This is a genomic window from Caulobacter sp. SRI_008, from assembly GCF_057586355.1.
Window position 1 is genome coordinate 65354 of the sequence record NZ_JBYCZS010000014.1, and the last position, 18296, is coordinate 83649.

Here is an 18296-nt window from a genome sequence, read left to right on the forward strand (position 1 = left end):
ATGTCCGTTCGCCGCCGGATCGCCGCCGCCGTCGCGCTCGCCGCGCTCGTCTCAGCAAGCGCGGTTCCGCCCGCCTGGGCCCAGATCCCCGGCGACCTGCGCGACCTGATCGGCGCCCGGGCGGCGGGCGGCGAAAGCGAGCTGCAGCGGCGGGGCTATGAGTTCGATCATGTGGACGAGGGCGGCAGCGCCAAGTGGAGCTACTGGCGGCGCGGCGACGACTGCGTCCAGGTCACCACCCGCGACGGCCGCTACCTGACCATCGTCGAGGCCCGCAACCTGTGCCGCAAGAAGAGCTCGGATTCCAAGGCCGCCGCCGTTGTGGCGGGCGTGGCCATCGTCGGCCTGGCCGCCGCCCTGGCGGCTCACAAGCAGAAGCATGGCGACGCCGACCGCGCCCATGACGACGACTACGAGCGCGGCTACCAGGCGGCCCTCTACGGCTCCGACTATGACGACCGGCACGAGACCGAGGGCTATCACGAGGGCTTCCTGGCCGGGCAGTCCGAACGCGACAACCGCCGCTACGCCAACACCCGCTATGTCCGTCAGGCGCCGCGCGCGGCCCAGGACGCCTGTTCGCGCCGGGCCGACGCGTTCCAGAACCGCCCCGCCGGCTCAAGCGTGCCGATCAGCGTTCGCGACCTGGGGCGCGGCGACTGGGAACTGACCATGGCCACCGGTCCCTATCGCTCCCGCTGCTTCGCCTCGTCGGACGGCCAGGTCCGCTCGATCGAGCCGTACTGACCCTTAGGGCGGATCGACACTCGGCTGTTCGCGACCTTCAAATCCGTGTTTCCCCGCGAAGGCGGGGATCCAAGCTGGATTTCAGGATGAGGCGCGACCGTGGACCGATTTCAACCTCGGCTTGGGTCCCCGCCTTCGCGGGGATGCTCGGTGAAAAATGAGCTCAGGCCGGTGAATGTCGGTCGACCCGGGAGCTGAGCTTCAGGCCAGAGCCAGCGGGATCAGGATCAGCAGCATGTAGAAGAGGGCGCGCGCCAGGGCCGCGATGGCGGTCACGGCCGCGCGGGCCGGCGGGATCGACAGATGCCGCGACAGCCAGCGGGTCTGGGCCACGATCAGCCAGACGGTCTAGGCCAGGATCACCGCCGCGCCGGCTCCGACCAGGGCCGGGGTCCCGCGCTGCACGGCCATCAGCCCCAGCGACACGCAAAGCGCCACCGGCGAGGCCAGATAGCACTGGGCGTAGAACGGCCGTCGCAGGGTCTGGCGCGAAATCGCCACGCCCTGCTTGCGCAGCCGGGTCAGGGTCACGACCAGCGGCGTGAGGCCAAACAGCAGGCAGCGGAACATCAGCAGGTTCTGCTGGGAGCCGTAGAGCGCCTTGGCCAGCGGCGGGGCGTTGGCCGGCTGGGGAACGTGGACCGCCCAGCCGATGGCGTTGGCGATCACCAGGGTGATGATCAGCAGCACCGGCGGGCTCAGCGCGTCGTCGTAGCGCAGGTCCTCGGGCTGGCCCTCCTCGCGGTCGGAATAGGCCATGGCCGTCATCGGCCGGCTGACGATCCGCAGCATGGTGCGCGGATAGAAGTAGAGCCAGGTCATGGCTTCGAAGAGCAGTTCCTCGAAGCTCCTCAAGATCTTCAGCAGGTCCACGAAGCAGGCTCCCGTTGCGCCGACCGGTCGGTGATAGCAGCAGCGGGCCGCGATTTCTGCCCATCCATCGCAGGGCGAGGAGCGAGCGCTATACAGCCATGGCGAAGCGTCGCCATAGTCGCCCGCGCAGTGGAGCTTCGATCATGGCTGGGCCAGCCCCGCGAGACTTTCCCTACATCCGCGCCGCGCCCGAAGGCCTGTCGGCCGGGTGGTGGGCCATGGTGCTGGGAAGCTGCGTCGCAGGCTTCGCGGCGCTGATGCTTCTGGCGCGCGCGCCGGGCAGCCCGATGGCGCTGGCCGGGCCGGTGCTGTTCGCCGCCATGCCGCTGCTGGCGCTGAGGGCGGCCCCTGGACGCGGCTGGACGGCGCTGTTCCCGCGCCTCACCTTGACCGACGTGCTGGCCGGCCTGCTGACCGTTCCCCTCGCCCTGCTACTGTCGAGCGCGGTCGCCCTGGTCTTCACCAAGGCCGGCGTCGCCGCCGTCAATCCGGTCGCGGGTCTGCTCACGCGGCTGGACGGCTGGGAGCGCGTCGTCTTCATCGCCGGCACCGCGCCGCAGCTGCTGGGCGAGGAGCTGATCACCATCCTGCCGTTCCTGGCGCTTCTGGCGCTGTTCCATCGCCGGTTCGGCCTGGCCCTGCGGTCTTCGGTGCTGGCCGCCTGGATCCTGTCGGCCGTGATCTTCGGCCTGCTGCACCTGTCGACCTACGGCTGGAACCTGGCCCAGGTGCTGCTGGTCATCGGCGTCTCGCGGCTGGCGCTGACCGTCCCCTATCTGCTGACCCGCAGCCTCTGGTCCTCGCTGATCGCCCACATTACCCTGGACTGGTCGATCTTCGCGCTGGTGCTGCTGGGCGCGGCCAGAGGGTAGGGCGAGAGGGGGGGGCGAGAGGGTAGGGGACCAACCCCTTGCCCTGACTCAGCTTCCGGCGCTTTGCGCGGTTGACATCCCCGGCCGGCTCGCTTATCCACCGCCCCTCACTCGCGGCGGCCGCAAGGTTGTCCGCGTCAACGCTATTGTAATTCGGAGCCACGTCGTGAAGCGGACATTCCAGCCGTCGAAGCTCGTGCGAGCCCGCCGTCACGGCTACCGCACGCGTATGGCCACCAAGAACGGCCAAAAGATCGTCGCGCGTCGTCGCGCCAAGGGCCGCAAGCGCCTGACGGCCTAAGAGCGGGTCTCCCGCTCTTCTTTCCTGCTCCGGCAGGATCGTACGACATGACAAAAGCCGCCCCTTCCCAGAACCAGGCCTCCAGCCTGCGCCGGAAAGGGCGGCTTTTTTCATGACCGATTCCCAGGTTTCCGCCGCCCCCCTGGCCGAACCTCTCGCGCCCGACCCCAGGGGCCCGAAGATCGAGCGCATCAAGGTGCGCGCCGACTTCCTGAAGGCCGCCAAGGCCCCCTCGCTGTCGCGCGGCGCCGTCTTCATGCAGCTGCGCCCGCGAGGCGACGACGACGCCCTGATCCGCGTCGGCTTCACCGCTTCCAAGAAGGTCGGCGGCTCGGTGGAGCGCAATCGCGCGAAAAGACGCCTGCGCGAGGCCGCGAGGCTCCTTCTGCCCCTTCATGGACGGCCCGGTTGCGACTATGTGTTCATCGCCCGCGGCGGTACGCGCTCGCGGCCCTGGGGGCGTTTGCTTGACGATGTAAAAGCCGCGCTGATAAGCCTCGCGGCCGAAATAGACCGCGGGGGGAGACATCCCTCTCCATCTGCCCCTGCCGCGCCCGCCTCACCCTCTTCGCACGCGCCTGCGTCGAAGCCCTCCGATCCCGGTTAAGTCATCCATGCAGAACGACAACAAGAACACGCTGGTCTTCATCGTCAGCGCGTTCGCGATCCTTCTCGGCTACCAATTCTTCGTGCTGGGCCCGAACCAGAAGAAGATGGAAGAAGCCGCCCGCGCCAAGAAGGCCGCCGAGGCCCAGGCCGCCGTCGCGCCTCCCGGCATGACCGTCGGTCCGGACGGCTCGCCCCAGCCGATCAAGCTGTCGCGCGACGTCGCCAAGGCCGCCAGCCCGCGGATCGCCGTCGACACCCCAGCCCTGGCCGGCTCGATCGCCCTGAAGGGCGCGCGGATCGACGACCTGTGGCTCAAGCGCTACGGCCAGACCACCAAGAAGAACGCCCCGCCCGTCGAGCTGCTGCGCCCGACCGGCGCCGAGAACGCCTTCTTCGCCGAATTCGGCTGGGCCGGCGCCAACCCGGCGGGCCTGCCGGACGCCAACACCGTCTGGACCGCTCCGGCCGGCGCGACCTTGCGCCCCGGCTCGCCGGTCGTGCTGACGCATGACAACGGCCAGGGCCTGATCTTCACCCGCACGCTCTCGGTCGACGCCGACGCCATGTTCACGGTGTCCGACAGCGTCAAGAACCAGGGCGGTCAGACCCTGACCCTGGCGCCCTACGCCTCGGTGCAGCGCTGGGGCATCCCCACCGATCTGGGCAAGAACCACATCGTCCACGAGGGCGGCATCGGCATCCTGGGCCAGGACGGCTACGAGCTGAAGCAGGCCAAGTACCAGGACTGGAAAAAGAAGAAGCCGCTGCAGGAGTTCTCCTCCAAGGGCGGCTGGACCGGCATCACCGACAAGTACTGGCTGGCGGCCCTGATCCCGAGCCAGGACGAGGCCATCACGGCCCGCTACAAGGTCACGCCCGTCTCCGGCGTCGACGTCTACGAGGCCAACTACACCGCCGCGGCGCGCGCCCTGGCCCCCGGCCAGACCCTGACCGAGACCACCCGCCTGTTCGCCGGCGCCAAGACCGTGCCGCTGCTGCGCCAGTACGAGTACGCAGGCAACGCTCCCAACGGCTGGGCCTTCTGGGACAAGCGCAAGGCCGACATCCCGCGCTTCGACGACGCCGTGGACTGGGGCATGTTCGCCCTGATCACCCGTCCGATCTTCAACGTGCTGGAGATCTTCTACAAGCTGGTCGGCAACTTCGGCATCGCCATCATGCTGCTGACCGTGACCCTGAAGCTCCTGCTCTATCCGCTGGCGGACAAGAGCTACGAGTCCATGGCCAAGATGAAGAAGATCGCCCCCGAGGTCGAAAAGCTGAAGGCCAAGAACAAGGAAGACCCGGCCAAGCTGCAGCAGGAAACCATGGCGCTGTACGCCAAGGAGAAGATCAACCCGTTCATGGGCTGCGTGCCCATGCTGATCCAGATCCCGGTGTTCTACTCGCTGTACAAGGTGCTGACGGTCACGATCGAAATGCGCCACGCGCCGTTCTTCGGCTGGATCCAGGATCTGTCCGCGCGTGACCCGACGACGTTCATGAACCTGTTCGGCCTGATCCCGTGGGATCCGGCGACGGCCCCGCTGATCGGCAACTTCCTGGGCGGTCCCCTGCACATCGGCGTCTGGCCGCTGCTGTACGGCTTCACCATGTGGCTGACCACGGCGATGAACCCGCCGGCCGGCGACCCGATGCAGCAGAAGATCTTCCAGTTCTTCCCGCTGATCTTCATGTTCACCCTGTCGCAGTTCGCGGTGGGCCTGGTGATCTACTGGTGCTGGTCGAACGTCCTGACCATCATCCAGCAGTACATCATCATGCGCCGCTACAAGGTCGACAACCCGATCGACCAGATCGTGGCTCGCCTGACCGGCAAGCAGACCGCGACGGCGACCTGATGACCGATCCGATCACTCCGGACCCGATCTTCAGCGAGGACGAGATCGAGGCGGCGCGGGTGCTCTTCGCCCAGCCGGTCTCGTTCATGATGGGGGCCGTCCGCATGGACGGCCTGCCGCCCTCCGACCTGCCGGAAGTGGCCTTCGCTGGCCGCTCCAACGTCGGCAAGTCGAGCCTGATCAACGGTCTGGTCGGCCAGAAGTACCTGGCCCGCGCCTCCAACGAGCCGGGCCGCACGCGGGAGATCAACTTCTTCCTGCTGGCCGAGAAGCTGCGTCTGGTCGACCTTCCGGGCTACGGCTTCGCGCGCGTCTCGCGCTCGACGGCCAGCAAGTTCCAGGACCTGGGCCGCCAGTTCCTGCGCGGTCGGCCCAACCTCAAGCGGGTCTACCTGCTGATCGACGCCCGCCACGGGCTGAAGAAGGTCGACGCCGAGGCGCTCGACGCCCTCGACATCTCGGCGGTCTCCTACCAGATCGTCCTGACCAAGGCCGACAAGATCAAGCCGGCGGAAGTCGAGAAGGTCGTCGAGGAAACCACCAAGGCCGTCGCCAAGCGCCCGGCCGCCTTCCCGCGGGTGCTGGCCACCTCGTCGGAGAAGGGCCTGGGCCTGCCCGAACTGCGGGCCGAGATCCAGCGGACGTGTCTGGGCTAACCCTTCTCCCCTTGCGGGAGAAGGTGGCGCCGTAGGCGTCGGATGAGGGGTCTCTCAGAAATCAGACGCCGCGACAGCCGAAAGGCCGTCGCGGCGTTTTGCGTTTGTGCGACCCCTCACCCGACCCCACTTCGTGGGGCCACCCTCTCCCGCAAGGGGAGAGGGATTGGATGTTCCGAGCACGGATCATCCGCACCGCTACATAAATCCGCAATAAAACTGTCGCCGAAACTTCTCTGGCCCCCAGGTTGTGGCGAAACTATGCCCTGCCCCGACAAAAACACGCGCGTCACCCGGTGTCATGCCCGGCCGCGAAGTGGGGGATGTTTCGATGAAGAAGACCGCTCTGTTGGCGCTGTGCGCCCTCGCGCCCCTGGCCATGGCGGCCCAAGCCGCGGCCGCCGATCTCGCCGACGCCCCGATCGCCACCGCCGAAGAGCCGGTCACGGCATCGGAAGTCGTCGTCCAGGCCCAGATCGCCTATCGCAACCGCAGCGAGGAGACCGCCCCGGTCCTCGAATACGGCCTCGACTACTTCCAGCGCTTCGAGCCCCTGACCGCCGGCGACGCCCTCAAGCGCGTGCCTTCGGTGGCCTTCCTGTCGGACGTTCTGGAATCGGACGGCGTGCGCATGCGCGGCCTGGATCCGGGCTACACCCAGGTGCTGATCAACGGCGAGAAGGTGCCCGGCTCGGGCGTCGACCGCTCGTTCTTCGTCGACCGCATCCCCGCCGAGTTGATCGAGCGCGTCGAGATCGTCCGCAGCGCCAGCGCCAACCGTAGCGGCGACGCCCTGGCCGGCGCCGTCAACATCGTGCTGCGCGACGCCTATTCGCTGGACGGCGGCTTCTTCCGCGTCGGGGCCCTGGGCTTCAACGACGGCCGCATCCGCGAGACCCTGGGCGGCGTCTGGGGCGGCCAGGTCGGCCCCGGCCGCCTGCTGCTGGGCGCCAACCTGCAGGGCCGTCGCAACCCCAAGGAAAAGACCAGCCTGCGCTACGCCAGCCCGAACGGCGCCTTCGTCAACCGCGAAGACCAGAGCGACGTGCGCAACGGCACGGACTACTCGTTCAACGCCAGCTACCAGACGCCCCTGGCCGGCGGCGACCTCGACCTGTCGGCCTTCTACGTCAAGACCGACCGCAAGCAGGACGAATACTCGCTCGAGTACAACACCCGCACCGGCGGCTCGACCGCGCCGATCGTGTTCGGCAAGACCACCGGCGGCAACCTGCTGACCATCAACCACCAGATCGTCGACACCGACCAGGAAACCCTGACCCTGTCGGCCAAGTACAAGCACGAGATGTTCGGCGGCGTCGGCTCGGCCCGCGTCACCTACGCCCGCTTCACCGAGACCGATTTCGACCGCGAGGACGACACCGACTACAACCGCTCCAAGCCGCGCTACACCTTCGACCGGACCACGACCGACATCGAGGACACCGAGACCACGCTGAAGCTGAAGCACGAGCGTGACCTGGGCGCGGCCAAGCTGGAGTTCGGCGTCGACCTGCAGGACAAGAGCCGCGACAGCGACATCCAGACCCTGCGCAACCGCTACAACATCGGCGCGACCGCGGTCAGCAACCCCTACGAAGCCGTCCCCGGCGGCGTGAACCAGATCGAGGAAAAGCGCGTCGATCCCTACGTCCAGCTGTCGGGCAAGGCCGGCAACGTGAAGTGGGAAGCGGGCCTGCGCTACGAGACCACCGACGTCTCGATCACCGACGAGACGGCCGCGGCCGCCCTGCGCGACACCAGCCTCGACTACGCCATCCTGCTGCCCTCGGCCCACCTGCGCTGGAGCCTGACCGACGACGACCGCGTCACCGCCTCGGTGGCCCGCACCGTGCGCCGCCCCGGCTTCGACCAGATCTCGCCGGCGGTCCTCGAGGAGGAGTACGGCGACAACGACTTCATCGGCAATCCGAACCTGAAGCCGGAAACCGCCTGGGGCCTGGACGTCGGCTATGAGCGTCGCCTCGGCCGCCAGGGCGTGGCGGGCGTCAACTTCTTCTACCGCGACGTCACCGACCTGATCGAACTGGCCGACACCGGCGTGGTGGGCTCGGCCGGCGGCACCGCCAGCGTGCTGCAGTCGCGCAACGTCGGCGACGGCAAGGTCTGGGGTCTGGAGTTCGACCTCTCGACCCCGCTGACCGTGGTGGGCCTGGACAACACCGGCGTGTTCTTCAACTACTCCTGGCTCGACAGCGAGATCTCGGACGTGCTGGGCAAGCGCCGCTTCAACGGCCAGGCCAAGTACGTGGCCAATGTCGGCTTCATCCAGGACCTGCCGAAGCTGGGCGCGGCCTTCGGCGCCACCTACCGCAAGCAGGGCGAGGCCTTCGACCGCCTGATCGGCGAGGAGGTCCACACCACCTACGGCGGCGAGCTGGAAATCTTCGTCGAGAAGCGCATCGGCGAGCGCACCACCATCCGCCTGACCGGCTCGAACCTGCTGAACGGCAAGAAGAAGGAAACCTTCGACAAGTTCGACAGCCTGGCCGACCAGAAGGCCCGCAACTACGCCGAATACGAACTGGAATCGGAAGAAGCCGGCCCGGCCTTCCAGCTGATCGCCCGCATGGCGTTCTGATCGGAGCCCTGATCCTTCTCCCCTTGCGGGAGAAGGTGGCCCGCGCAGCGGGTCGGATGAGGGGTTGCACTAAGACAAACGCCGCGACAGCCGATCGGCCGTCGCGGCGTTCTGCTTTTGAGAGACCCCTCATCCGTCGCCTACGGCGACACCTTCTCCCGCAAGGGGAGAAGGGAAACTCCTAAGCCGCCCGGCCGTTGCCCTCGTCGGTCATGAAGCCCATCAGGGCGTCGATGCGCCTGACCAGTTCGGCGCGGCCGCCGCCGACCGAGAAGTCGGCCGTGGTGCAGCCGGCCAGGGCCGCGGCGGCCTCGACCAGGCGCGGATCCTTCACCGCCACGCCGACGGCGTTCAGCTCGGCGGCCTGGGCGGCGAGAGCGCGGCGGGCCTGGGCCGGATCGCTGTCCAGCGACTGGGCGGCGGATTTGACGATGCGCAGGGCCTGCGACAGGCGCGCGGCGGGCGTGCCGGCGGCGTCGGCCTTGCGCTTGCGCGGACCCTTGTATTCGGCCGAGTTGAAGCGGCGGCGGTCGGGACCGACGTACTGCACGGCCTCCACCCAGTCGCGCGGCTTCAGGGTCACGGCCTCGAGGCGGCGTTCCAGATCCTTGATCGTGAACGGCTTGCGCATGAACTCGTGGATGCCGGCGTCGCGGGCCCCGAAGATGGCTTCGGCGGTGGCTTCGGCCGTGCACATGATGATCGGGTTCTGGCGGCAGGCCAGGTCGCTGCGGCGGATCTTGCGGGCCAGGGCCAGGCCGTCGAGGCCGGCGCTGGCGTGCTCGACGAAGATCATCTGCGGGTCGACGGTGCGCACCATGCCCCAGCCCTGCTCGATGGTCGGGGCGGCGAAGACCTGCACATTGCCCACGTGGCGCAGCTGGTCGCCCAGCAGGCGGACGGCCGCGTTGCTCGGATCGACGACCAACACGCGCTGCATCTTGGCGGCGATGCGCTGCAGGGTGCGGGGGTTGTCGTCGAACACGGGGCGGGGCCTCTTCGCTGGTCGGGAAGAACGGACCCCGACTCTTAAGGCGCGAGGGTAAAAATCCGCTTGATGACCAGGCGGCTCCTCTGCGTCAGATCGCCTACCTCAGGTGGGCGATCTCAGATCGAAAGCGACGCCGACAACCCGGAGTCGAAGTCCTGCAGGATGTCGACGGCTTCTTCCACGTCGACGATGGCCTGCTGGCCCTCGGGGAAGCGGTAGCGCCAGAAGCTGGCGATGTGCGAGATCACCCCGACCTTCTCGCCCAGGGACAGGAACATCTCGGGCGCGCGCAGCAGGAACTCGCGGAAGGCCTGGGGCTTGCCGTTGTCGATCAGGTCCTCGAAGGCGTCGTCATAGACCTTCAGCGTGCGCAGGATCGAGGCGCGCTCGACCACTACGCCGTGCTGCAGCCGCTTGCGGGCGTCGTCGACATAGCGGGCCGTCTCGGCCTCGCGGGCGCCGGTGATGATCATCTGGCCGATCTCGCCGGCCGTGGCGGTCAGCTGCGGCCACAGCCGCGTCAGCATCCACTTGTAATAGAGGAAGCCCTTCCAGCTGAAGACGCCCTCCCGGAAGCTCTCGCCCTCCAGGACCAGGGTCTCGCGCAGGGGCTCCAGCCGCTCGTCGACGTCGGTCGACAGCAGCGCCTCGACCAGGCGGGCGGCGGCCGCGCCGTTCACCCGGCCGCTGTCGCGATAGGCCAGGTCGATCAGCCGCGAGATCTCGACGGTGACGAAGCCCTGCATCTGCTCCAGGTCGCCGGGCGACAGGGCGAAGTAGCAGGGGGCCACGATCATGCCGTGGCGGCGCAGGTGCTCGCGCAGCAGGAACGGGTCCAGCGACGGCAGCATGTCGATCATGCGCAGCGTGGCCAGGTCCCGGGTCATGTCGGTGGGATCGTTGCAGGCCTCGCGCAGCAGGTCGATCCAGCCGCGTTGGCCGACGAAGAACGACTGGCCGCCCAGCGACAGGTCGCTGCGCTCGAACGGGATGATGATCTTGGTCGCCGTGGGGCGGGCTTCGTCGAACAGGAAGAGGTCGTCGGTCCGCAGGCGGTGCTTGACGATCAGGCTGTTGTTGAGGACCCGGTTGCGGAACAGCGGATGCTGCGAATATTCCGGCCGCTTGTGGCTGTCGGCGGCGATGGCCAGCAGGTTCAGCACCCGGCTGGTCGAGGCCGTGCGCTCCAGGGCGCGCAGGCTGCGCGTCAATCGGTCCGGCTTGCGGACCGGAGAGAGCTTTCGACGCGCGGACAAGATCAGGCGACCCCCTTGGTGACACGAGGGTTGTAGCCTTGCCGACCTAAGCAATCGCTAACCGCGACCGTAGGTAGTCCTCATTATGGGGATTGTCGGCCTCCGTGAGTTCCTTCTCCCGCCTCGGTTCACCTCTCCCATAGGGAGAGGGAGGGGCCCATGCGAAGCATGGGAGGGTGAGGGGTTACAGACTTTCCGGACAGGGCAAGGGGCGAGGGGGATAGGACGGCTGACGTCGTACCCCCTCACCCTCCCACGCCTGACGGCGCGGGCCCCTCCCTCTCCCCATGGGAGAGGTTTCAAAAGCTTACCCCGCGAACGGGTCGCGCATCAGGATGGTGTCGTCGCGCTCGGGGCTGGTGGACAGCAGGGCCACCGGGGCGCCGATCAGTTCCTCGACGCGGCGCACATACTTGATGGCGTTGGCGTTGAGGTCCTTGAACGAGCGGGCGCCGGCGGTGCTTTCGCTCCAGCCTTCGATCTCTTCGTACACGGGCTCGGCGGCGGCCTGGTCGCGCATGCCGGCGGGCAGGTAGTCGAGGATCTTGTCGCCGATCTTGTAGCCGACGCAGATCTTCAGGGTCTTCAGGCCGTCCAGCACGTCCAGCTTGGTCAGGGCGATGCCGTCGATGCCGTTGATGGCCACCGACTGGCGCACCAGCACCGCGTCGAACCAGCCGCAGCGGCGCGGACGGCCGGTGTTGACGCCGACCTCGCGGCCGATCGTGGCCAGGTGCTTGCCGACGTCATCCTGCAGCTCGCAGGCGAACGGGCCTTCGCCGACGCGGGTGGTGTAGGCCTTGACGATGCCCAGCACGTAGCCCGGGCCCTTGGGACCCATGCCCGAACCGGCGGCGGCCTGGCCGGCGACGGTGTTGGACGAGGTGACGAACGGATAGGTGCCGTGGTCGACGTCCAGCAGGGCGCCCTGGGCGCCTTCGAACAGGATGCGCTTGCCGGCCTTGTGGGCCTGGTCGAGCACGCGCCAGGCGGGCTGGGCGTAGGCCAGGATCTGCGGCGCGATCTCCATCAGCTGGTCGAACAGCGCGCCGGCGTCGGCGTCCGGCAGGCCAAGGCCGCGACGCAGGGCGCCGTGGTGGCTGAGCAGGCGCTCGATCTTCGGCTTCAGGGCTTCCGGATCGGCCAGGTCGGCGACGCGGATGGCGCGACGGCCCACCTTGTCCTCGTAGGCCGGGCCGATGCCGCGGCCGGTGGTGCCGATCTTCTGGCTGGAGGCGGCTTCACGCGCCTGGTCCAGGTCGCGGTGCAGCGGCAGGATCAGGGCGGCGTTGTCGGCCAGGATCAGCACGTCCGGCGTGATGGCCACGCCCTGGTCGGCGATCTTGGCGATCTCGGACAGCAGGTGCCAGGGATCGACGACCACGCCGTTGCCGATGACCGAGGTCTTGCCCTGCACCACGCCCGAGGGCAGCAAAGCGAGCTTGTAGACCTTGCCGTCCACCACCAGCGTATGGCCGGCGTTGTGGCCGCCCTGGAAGCGCACGACGACGTCGGCCCGGTTGGAGAGCCAGTCGACGATCTTGCCCTTGCCCTCGTCGCCCCATTGGGCGCCCACGACGGTCACGTTGGCCATGATAGAGATATGCCTTGTCACCTGCCCGGTAGCGCCCGCGGCCCTTCGACAGGACTCGGCGGCGGACGTTCATCAGATTGTGCGGCGACAGGAGGGGGCCGTCAGGCGGCCCCCGCGAAGTCAGAAGGCGTAAAGCAGTCGCACGCCCAGATCGTCAAGCCCCTGGTTCTTGCCCTGGTGGAAGATCTGGCCGTTCGAAAGGTGCACGTAGGACAGTTCGGTCGCCCAACGGTCGTTGAAGCGGTAGCCCAGGTTCAGCTCCGGCTGGAACAGCACCTTCGAGCCGAAATCGATGCGGGTGTAGTAGAGCTTGAGGCGGCGATCGATCTCGGCCTGGCTGATGCCGGGCTGGTTCACCGGCGGCAGGTTGGTCTCGCCGTCGGTATAGGCCAGGCCCATGCCCGGGCGGAAATAGAAGCCGCCCTTGTCGCCGAAGTCGATCGGCCAGCTGAAGCCGGCGGCCACGAAGTTCGAGGTGTTTTCGCTGTTCAGGGACAGGAAAGCGTGGACCTGCGGCTTGCCCAGCCAGCGCAGGTTCTCCAGGCGATCGGTGCGGTAGCCGACGTGCAGGTCGACGCCGTCCTCGCGGCCGGCGGCGCCCAGGCCGACGGCCTCGCCGATGAAGGTGACGTCGTGCTTGTAGGCGCCGACGATCAGTTCGCCGGCGCTGGCGGCCGTGCCGGCGGCGAGCGACAGGACGGCGCAGGCCGCGGCGGCCAGCAGTGCGGTCTTCATGGTGTGAGAGCCCCTCAGCAGTCTTCCCGCTCTCTTATGGCGCGAACTTCCGGCGCGAGCTAGTAGCGGTGCGGTCGATTGTCGCGGGGCTGTTCCCGCGAAGACGCAGCCGCCGGTGGACAGCCTCATGACCGTCTCGCTCGCCGACATCCAGGCCGCCGCCGCCCGCCTCCAGGGCCAGGCCGTCGTCACGCCCTTGCTCGAAAGCGCCGCCCTGTCCGAGCGGCTGTCGGGGCGGATCTTCGTCAAGCCCGAGACCCTGCAGCTGGCCGGGGCCTTCAAGTTTCGCGGCGCCTACAACCGCCTCTCGCAGCTGTCGGCCGAAGAGAAGGAGAGGGGCGTCGTCGCCTTCTCGTCGGGAAACCACGCCCAGGGCGTGGCCCTGGCGGCCCGCAAGCTTGGCCTGCCCGCCCTGATCGTCATGCCGCTCGACGCGCCCAGCGTGAAGGTCGAGGCCACGCGCGGCTTCGGCGCCGAGATTCGCTTCTTCGACCGCTTCAAGGAAGACCGCGAGGCGATCGCCGCGCAGATCGCTACCGAGCGCGGGATGATCGTCGTGCCGTCCTACGACGACCCGCACATCATCGCCGGCCAGGGCACGGTGGGGCTGGAGATCATCGCCCAAGCCGAGACCGCCGGCGCGACCCTCGACAAGGTGCTCTGCCCCGTCGGCGGCGGCGGGCTGATCGCCGGAACCTCGACCGCCGTGAAGGCCCTGTCGCCGGCCACCCAGGTCTGGGGCGCCGAACCCGCCGGCTTCGACGAAACCCGCCGCTCGCTGGGCAGCGGCCATCGCGAGGTGATCGACCCCGACGCCCGCTCGTTCTGCGACGCCCTGCTGACCCCGATCCCCGGCGCCCTGACCTGGCCGATCAACAGCCGGACGCTCACGGGCATCGCCGCCGTCACCGACGAGGAAGTCGCAGCCGCCATGCGCTGGGCGTTTGCGAACCTGAAGCTGGTGGTCGAGCCGGGCGGCTGCGTGGCGCTGGCCGCCGCGCTGAGCGGCAAGATCGACCTCTCCGGGCAAACGGCGGCCATCGTGCTGTCGGGCGGGAACGTGGACCCAGCGGTGTTTTCAAAAGTCCTCTGATCCTTCTCCCCTTGCGGGAGAAGGTGGCGGCCGAAGGCCGACGGATGAGGAACCTCCCCCTGTGGGGGAGGCGGCCGCAGGCCGGTGGGGGGAAGTTTTCAGCTTCCGTCGCCTTGGCTTGTTTCGCAGTCACACCCCCCACCGATCGCTTCGCGATCACCTCCCCCACAGGGGGAGGTTCCCTGGGGACCGGGAAGCATGCCCACTTTCTCCCCACCCCCTAGCGGCGGTCAAAACCACCCGCTAGGGTCCGCGCCTTCGAATGAACCGCTCGAAAAGAACAGCGACGATGAAACGCCTGCTCCTCGCCACGGCCCTGATCGCCGCGCCCATGCTCTCGCATGCGGCCGAGGCGCCCAAGATCGACCCGGCCCGCCTGTCGCAGCACATCAAGGTGCTGTCGTCGGACGAATTCGAGGGCCGGGGTCCCGCCACCGAGGGCGAGAAGAAGACCGTCGCCTACATCACCCAGCAGATGCAGGCGATCGGCCTGGAGCCGGCCGGCGACCTGCAGAAGGACGGCAAGCGCGCCTGGACCCAGGACGTGCCGCTGGGCAAGTTCGAGATCAAGGGCCCGGTCGCCGCCCACATCATGACGGCGTCGAACCACATCAACCTGGCCCAGGGCGAGCAGATCGCCATCCGCGCGGCCATGACCAATGTCGACAAGGTGTCGATCAAGGACGCGCCGCTGGTCTTCGCCGGCTACGGCGTCACCGCGCCCGAGCGCAACTGGGACGATTTCAAGGGTCTGGACGTCAAGGGCAAGATCGTCGTCGTGCTGATCAACGACCCGGACTTCGAAACGGGTAAGGGCGATTTCGGCGGCAAGGCCATGACCTATTATGGCCGCTGGACCTACAAGTACGAAGAGGCCGCCCGCCGCGGCGCCGCCGGCCTGCTGATCGTGCATGAGACCGCGCCTGCCTCCTACGGCTGGAACACGGTCAAGAACTCCAACACCAACACGATGTTCGACATCGTCCGCAAGGACCCGGGCAAGAGCCACCCGCCGCTGGAAGGCTGGATCCAGCGCGACCTGGCCGTCGAGCTCTTCAAGCAGGCCGGTCTCGACTTCGAGGTCCTGAAGCAGCAGGCCCAGACCCGCGACTTCAAGCCGGTGGACCTGAAGGCGACCTTCTCGGCCGACTACGCCGTCGACCACCAGGTGATCGTCTCCAAGAACATCGCCGGCCGCGTGAAGGGCACGAAGTTCCCCGACGAGAGCATCATCTACAGCGGCCACTGGGACCACCTGGGCGTGGGCCTGCCGGACGCCAAGGGCGACAAGATCTATAACGGCGCGGTCGACAACGCTGATGGTATCGCGGCTTTGCTGGAACTGGGCCGCGCCTTCAAGGCCGGCCCCGCGCCGCAGCGCTCGGTGCTGTTCCTGGCCGTGACGGCGGAAGAAAAGGGCCTGCTGGGCTCGGAATACTATGCCGCCAACCCGCTGTTCCCGCTGGCCAAGACGGTCGCCGACCTCAACATCGACGCCCTGTCGGCCGCCGGTCCGGCCAAGGACGTCACCACCTCGGGCGACGGCAAGGTCGATCTGCAGGACATGCTGGTGGCCAAGGCCAAGGAAGAGGGCCGCTACTTCACGCCCGATCCCACGCCGCAGGCCGGCCACTTCTACCGCTCGGACCACTTCCCCTTCGCCAAGCGCGGCGTGCCGGCGATCTCGGTCGGCTCGGGCAACGATCTCGTGAAGGGCGGCAAGGAAGCCGGCGAGAAGGCCGAGGAAGACTACACCACCAACCGCTACCACCAGCCGGCCGACGAATGGTCGGCGGACTGGGACCTGTCGGGCCAGGCGATGGACATCGGCCTGTTCTACAAGGTCGGCGCGGATCTGGCGAACTCGCGCGTGTGGCCGGAATGGCAGGCGGGGTCCGAGTTCAAGGACCTGCGCGACAAGACCAAGGCCGAACGTAAGTAAGAGAAAAAAGTAGCCCGATCACCCCCGCGAAGGCGGGGGCCCAAGCCGAGTCGACCGCGCACCCCGTGGCCAGCTCAGCTTGGGTCCCCGCCTTCGCGGGGAAGAACGGTGAAGAATAAAAATGACCGCCTCCGTCTTCGATCTCTTCAAGCTGGGCGTCGGCCCTTCCAGCAGCCACACCATGGGGCCGATGACGGCGGGGGTGATGTTCGTCGAGCGGCTGCGCGCCGCCGGCAAGCTCCCGCTCGTCGCCAGGGTCGAGACCCGGCTCTACGCGTCGCTGGCCCTGACAGGCAAAGGCCACGCCACCGACCGCGCCGTGATCTTGGGCCTGATGGGCTTTGCGCCCGCCAACCTCGATCCCGACGCCGGCGAGGCGGCTCTCGCCGAGACCAAGGCGACCCAGTGGATGCTGCTGGGCGGCGAGATCGGGATCGGCTTCGACGAGGCCCGCGACATCGTCTTCGCCGGCCACGAGCGCCTGCCCCAGCACCCCAACGCCCTGACCTTCACCGCCTTCGACGCCGAAGGCGGCGTGCTGGCCGAGCGTACCTATTTCTCGATCGGCGGCGGCTTCGTGCGCGACGAGAGCGAGATGGGCCGCAATGCGCCGCCCGAGGAAGGCCCGACGATCCCGTTCCCGTTCGAGAGCTCGGCCGACCTGCTGGAACGCGCCGATCAGGCCGGCCTGACCATCGCCCAGGTGATGGCCGCCAACGAGCTGGCCCGGATGAGCGAGGGCGAGATGAACGCCGGCCTCGACCGCATCTTCGGGGCCATGGAGGCCTGCATCGACCGGGGCATGCGCGAGGACGGGATCCTGCCCGGCGGCCTGTCGGTCAAGCGCCGCGCCCGCCAGATCCACCAGACCATCCTTGGCCGGATGGAGCGCCAGATGAGCGATCCGCTGGCGGCCATGGACTTCGTCAACCTGTGGGCCATGGCGGTCAACGAGGAGAACGCCGCCGGCGGCCGCGTCGTCACCGCCCCGACCAATGGCGCGGCGGGCCTGGTGCCGGCCGTGCTGCGGTTCTTCGTGCGCTTCCACAAGGGCACGCCCGAGCAGATCCGCGTCTTCCTGCTGACGGCGGCCGCCATCGGCGCGCTCTACAAGCGCAACGCCTCGATCTCGGGGGCCGAGGTCGGCTGCCAGGGCGAGGTGGGCGTGGCCTGCTCCATGGCCGCCGGCGGGCTTTGCGCCGCCCTGGGCGGGACCAACGCCCAGATCGAGAACGCCGCCGAGATCGGCATGGAGCACAATCTGGGCCTCACCTGCGATCCCATCGGCGGCCTGGTCCAGATCCCCTGCATCGAGCGCAACGCCATGGGCGCCATCAAGGCCATCGACGCCGCCCGCCTGGCCCTGCTCGGCGACGGCCAGCACTCGGTGTCGCTGGACAAGGTCATCGCCACGATGAAGCGCACCGGCGAGGATATGAACGAGATCTACAAGGAGACCTCGCTCGGCGGCCTGGCCGTGGGCCTGTCGGTGAACCGGGTCGAGTGCTGAGGCGGCGCTAGGCCTGGAGCCGCTCCAGCCCCCGATGCCAGACGTGCCGGACGGTTTCCAGGGCGTCTATGACGTCCTTCGCCGAGCGGTTCGATTGCGTGAGCTGGCGCTGATAGATCGTCATGAAATTGTAGAGCGGCATCTGCGTGATATCGACGAACGATCGAGCGGCCGAGACGACGAGCAGCCCCTCGATGTGTTCCGACAGCGGGTGCGTCCCGTCCAGCGCAGAGACCCAGGTCCGGATGTCGATGCGGATAAACGCGCTCTGGTAGGTCGAGGCCGTCCGGTCGAGATCGACGAGGTACCTCTGGGTTGGTTGCTCGGCCGTGGGCTGGTCGGCCGCGGCGGCGGCGAGCCTGATGATCAGCCGGGCCTCCGACCTTGAGAGGGAGGCGAAGTCCGCTTCCAGGGCGCCGGGAACGTCGCCGGCTCCGTAGCCGTAGCTCTGGTGTACGATCCTGTCCAACGCCGTGACCGGCACGTTCACCTGGTCTTGCGGATCGGGCGACTGGCGGAACGCCGCGTCGTCGAGCAGATGCCGAGCGGCGGCCAACTGTTCCAGAGCCTGGACGGCGTCGCTGTCGGCGCCTTTGTTCAGCAACGTGTTGAGCGGCGTCAGCTTGGCCATGTCGGCTCCCTCGCATCGATTG

The 18296-nt window shown here is 68.1% G+C and carries 17 protein-coding genes and 1 pseudogene; 10 read left to right on the top strand and 8 right to left on the bottom strand.

Annotated elements, in window-relative coordinates; translation table 11 throughout:
- The gene (locus AC2YHT_RS14085; RefSeq protein ID WP_487290414.1) at positions 1 to 747 is read left to right on the top strand and encodes a hypothetical protein; all 747 of its coding nucleotides are present in this window, start codon (positions 1 to 3) and stop codon (positions 745 to 747) included.
- A 201-nt stretch (positions 748 to 948) separates the two neighbouring features.
- On the opposite strand, the gene AC2YHT_RS14090 is transcribed toward AC2YHT_RS14085, so the two are convergent.
- Positions 949 to 1080 (bottom strand): hypothetical protein, encoded by a 132-nt coding sequence (locus AC2YHT_RS14090; RefSeq protein ID WP_487290415.1) that lies wholly within the window; start codon positions 1078 to 1080, stop codon positions 949 to 951.
- A 15-nt stretch (positions 1081 to 1095) separates the two neighbouring features.
- A complete protein-coding gene (locus tag AC2YHT_RS14095) occupies positions 1096 to 1620 on the bottom strand; it encodes a hypothetical protein (protein WP_487290416.1) in 525 nt (174 codons plus the stop codon).
- A 143-nt stretch (positions 1621 to 1763) separates the two neighbouring features.
- On the opposite strand from AC2YHT_RS14095, the gene AC2YHT_RS14100 reads away from it, so the two are divergent.
- The 6 genes from AC2YHT_RS14100 (at position 1764) to AC2YHT_RS14125 (ending at position 8522) form a co-directional block, all read left to right on the top strand.
- Positions 1764 to 2492, top strand: a complete 729-nt coding sequence (locus AC2YHT_RS14100; RefSeq protein ID WP_487290417.1) for a CPBP family glutamic-type intramembrane protease — start codon at positions 1764 to 1766, stop codon at positions 2490 to 2492.
- 166 nt (positions 2493 to 2658) lie between these two features.
- Complete coding sequence (rpmH, locus tag AC2YHT_RS14105) at positions 2659 to 2793, top strand: 50S ribosomal protein L34 (protein ID WP_110118343.1); 135 nt, start codon at positions 2659 to 2661, stop codon at positions 2791 to 2793.
- Between the two features lie 112 nt (positions 2794 to 2905).
- Positions 2906 to 3400, top strand: a complete 495-nt coding sequence (rnpA, locus tag AC2YHT_RS14110; protein WP_487290418.1) for a ribonuclease P protein component — start codon at positions 2906 to 2908, stop codon at positions 3398 to 3400.
- 7 nt (positions 3401 to 3407) lie between these two features.
- On the top strand, positions 3408 to 5264 hold the full coding sequence (gene yidC / locus AC2YHT_RS14115; RefSeq protein ID WP_487290419.1) for a membrane protein insertase YidC: 1857 nt from the start codon (positions 3408 to 3410) through the stop codon (positions 5262 to 5264).
- Positions 5264 to 5920: a ribosome biogenesis GTP-binding protein YihA/YsxC gene (yihA, locus tag AC2YHT_RS14120; protein WP_487290420.1), complete on the top strand. Its 657-nt coding sequence runs from the start codon at positions 5264 to 5266 to the stop codon at positions 5918 to 5920. The genes yidC and yihA overlap by 1 nt, the downstream gene beginning before the upstream one ends.
- A 331-nt stretch (positions 5921 to 6251) precedes the next feature.
- Complete coding sequence (locus tag AC2YHT_RS14125; RefSeq protein WP_487290421.1) at positions 6252 to 8522, top strand: TonB-dependent receptor plug domain-containing protein; 2271 nt, start codon at positions 6252 to 6254, stop codon at positions 8520 to 8522.
- A 12-nt stretch (positions 8523 to 8534) separates the two neighbouring features.
- Here the strand turns inward: AC2YHT_RS14125 and AC2YHT_RS14130 are convergent.
- From AC2YHT_RS14130 to AC2YHT_RS14150, 5 genes and pseudogenes are all read right to left on the bottom strand, one after another.
- A pseudogene (locus tag AC2YHT_RS14130) lies at positions 8535 to 8686 on the bottom strand (hypothetical protein); the annotation flags it as partial.
- 17 nt (positions 8687 to 8703) lie between these two features.
- Positions 8704 to 9507: a response regulator gene (locus AC2YHT_RS14135; protein ID WP_487290422.1), complete on the bottom strand. Its 804-nt coding sequence runs from the start codon at positions 9505 to 9507 to the stop codon at positions 8704 to 8706.
- Positions 9508 to 9629: 122 nt separating this feature from the next.
- Positions 9630 to 10775 carry a hypothetical protein gene (locus AC2YHT_RS14140; protein WP_487290498.1) on the bottom strand — a complete coding sequence of 382 codons (1146 nt, stop codon included), beginning with the start codon at positions 10773 to 10775 and terminating at the stop codon, positions 9630 to 9632.
- A gap of 301 nt (positions 10776 to 11076) precedes the next feature.
- Positions 11077 to 12363: an adenylosuccinate synthase gene (locus AC2YHT_RS14145; protein ID WP_487290423.1), complete on the bottom strand. Its 1287-nt coding sequence runs from the start codon at positions 12361 to 12363 to the stop codon at positions 11077 to 11079.
- A gap of 120 nt (positions 12364 to 12483) precedes the next feature.
- The gene (locus AC2YHT_RS14150) at positions 12484 to 13098 is read right to left on the bottom strand and encodes an acyloxyacyl hydrolase (RefSeq protein ID WP_487290424.1); all 615 of its coding nucleotides are present in this window, start codon (positions 13096 to 13098) and stop codon (positions 12484 to 12486) included.
- Positions 13099 to 13225: 127 nt separating this feature from the next.
- Here AC2YHT_RS14150 and AC2YHT_RS14155 point away from each other — a divergent pair, with 127 nt between their 5' ends.
- From AC2YHT_RS14155 to AC2YHT_RS14165, 3 genes are all read left to right on the top strand, one after another.
- The gene (locus AC2YHT_RS14155; protein WP_487290425.1) at positions 13226 to 14191 is read left to right on the top strand and encodes a threonine ammonia-lyase; all 966 of its coding nucleotides are present in this window, start codon (positions 13226 to 13228) and stop codon (positions 14189 to 14191) included.
- A 289-nt stretch (positions 14192 to 14480) separates the two neighbouring features.
- Positions 14481 to 16133: a M28 family metallopeptidase gene (locus AC2YHT_RS14160; protein WP_487290426.1), complete on the top strand. Its 1653-nt coding sequence runs from the start codon at positions 14481 to 14483 to the stop codon at positions 16131 to 16133.
- 121 nt (positions 16134 to 16254) lie between these two features.
- Positions 16255 to 17643: an L-serine ammonia-lyase gene (locus AC2YHT_RS14165; RefSeq protein ID WP_487290427.1), complete on the top strand. Its 1389-nt coding sequence runs from the start codon at positions 16255 to 16257 to the stop codon at positions 17641 to 17643.
- 7 nt (positions 17644 to 17650) lie between these two features.
- Here AC2YHT_RS14165 and AC2YHT_RS14170 read toward each other — a convergent pair whose 3' ends face one another.
- Complete coding sequence (locus AC2YHT_RS14170; RefSeq protein WP_487290428.1) at positions 17651 to 18274, bottom strand: hypothetical protein; 624 nt, start codon at positions 18272 to 18274, stop codon at positions 17651 to 17653.
- Between the last annotated feature and the right edge of the window lie 22 nt (positions 18275 to 18296).

What these genes read in the sequence shown, in the direction of transcription:
- AC2YHT_RS14085 (WP_487290414.1), top strand. Translation starts at nt 1, where the DNA reads ATGTCCGTTCGCCGCCGGATCGCCGCCGCCGTCGCGCTCGCCGCGCTC.
- AC2YHT_RS14100 (WP_487290417.1), top strand. Translation starts at nt 1,764, where the DNA reads ATGGCTGGGCCAGCCCCGCGAGACTTTCCCTACATCCGCGCCGCGCCC.
- rnpA (WP_487290418.1), top strand. Translation starts at nt 2,906, where the DNA reads ATGACCGATTCCCAGGTTTCCGCCGCCCCCCTGGCCGAACCTCTCGCG.
- yidC (WP_487290419.1), top strand. Translation starts at nt 3,408, where the DNA reads ATGCAGAACGACAACAAGAACACGCTGGTCTTCATCGTCAGCGCGTTC.
- yihA (WP_487290420.1), top strand. Translation starts at nt 5,264, where the DNA reads ATGACCGATCCGATCACTCCGGACCCGATCTTCAGCGAGGACGAGATC.
- AC2YHT_RS14125 (WP_487290421.1), top strand. Translation starts at nt 6,252, where the DNA reads ATGAAGAAGACCGCTCTGTTGGCGCTGTGCGCCCTCGCGCCCCTGGCC.
- AC2YHT_RS14145 (WP_487290423.1), bottom strand. Translation starts at nt 12,363, where the DNA reads ATGGCCAACGTGACCGTCGTGGGCGCCCAATGGGGCGACGAGGGCAAG.
- AC2YHT_RS14150 (WP_487290424.1), bottom strand. Translation starts at nt 13,098, where the DNA reads ATGAAGACCGCACTGCTGGCCGCCGCGGCCTGCGCCGTCCTGTCGCTC.
- AC2YHT_RS14155 (WP_487290425.1), top strand. Translation starts at nt 13,226, where the DNA reads ATGACCGTCTCGCTCGCCGACATCCAGGCCGCCGCCGCCCGCCTCCAG.
- AC2YHT_RS14160 (WP_487290426.1), top strand. Translation starts at nt 14,481, where the DNA reads ATGAAACGCCTGCTCCTCGCCACGGCCCTGATCGCCGCGCCCATGCTC.
- AC2YHT_RS14165 (WP_487290427.1), top strand. Translation starts at nt 16,255, where the DNA reads ATGACCGCCTCCGTCTTCGATCTCTTCAAGCTGGGCGTCGGCCCTTCC.
- AC2YHT_RS14170 (WP_487290428.1), bottom strand. Translation starts at nt 18,274, where the DNA reads ATGGCCAAGCTGACGCCGCTCAACACGTTGCTGAACAAAGGCGCCGAC.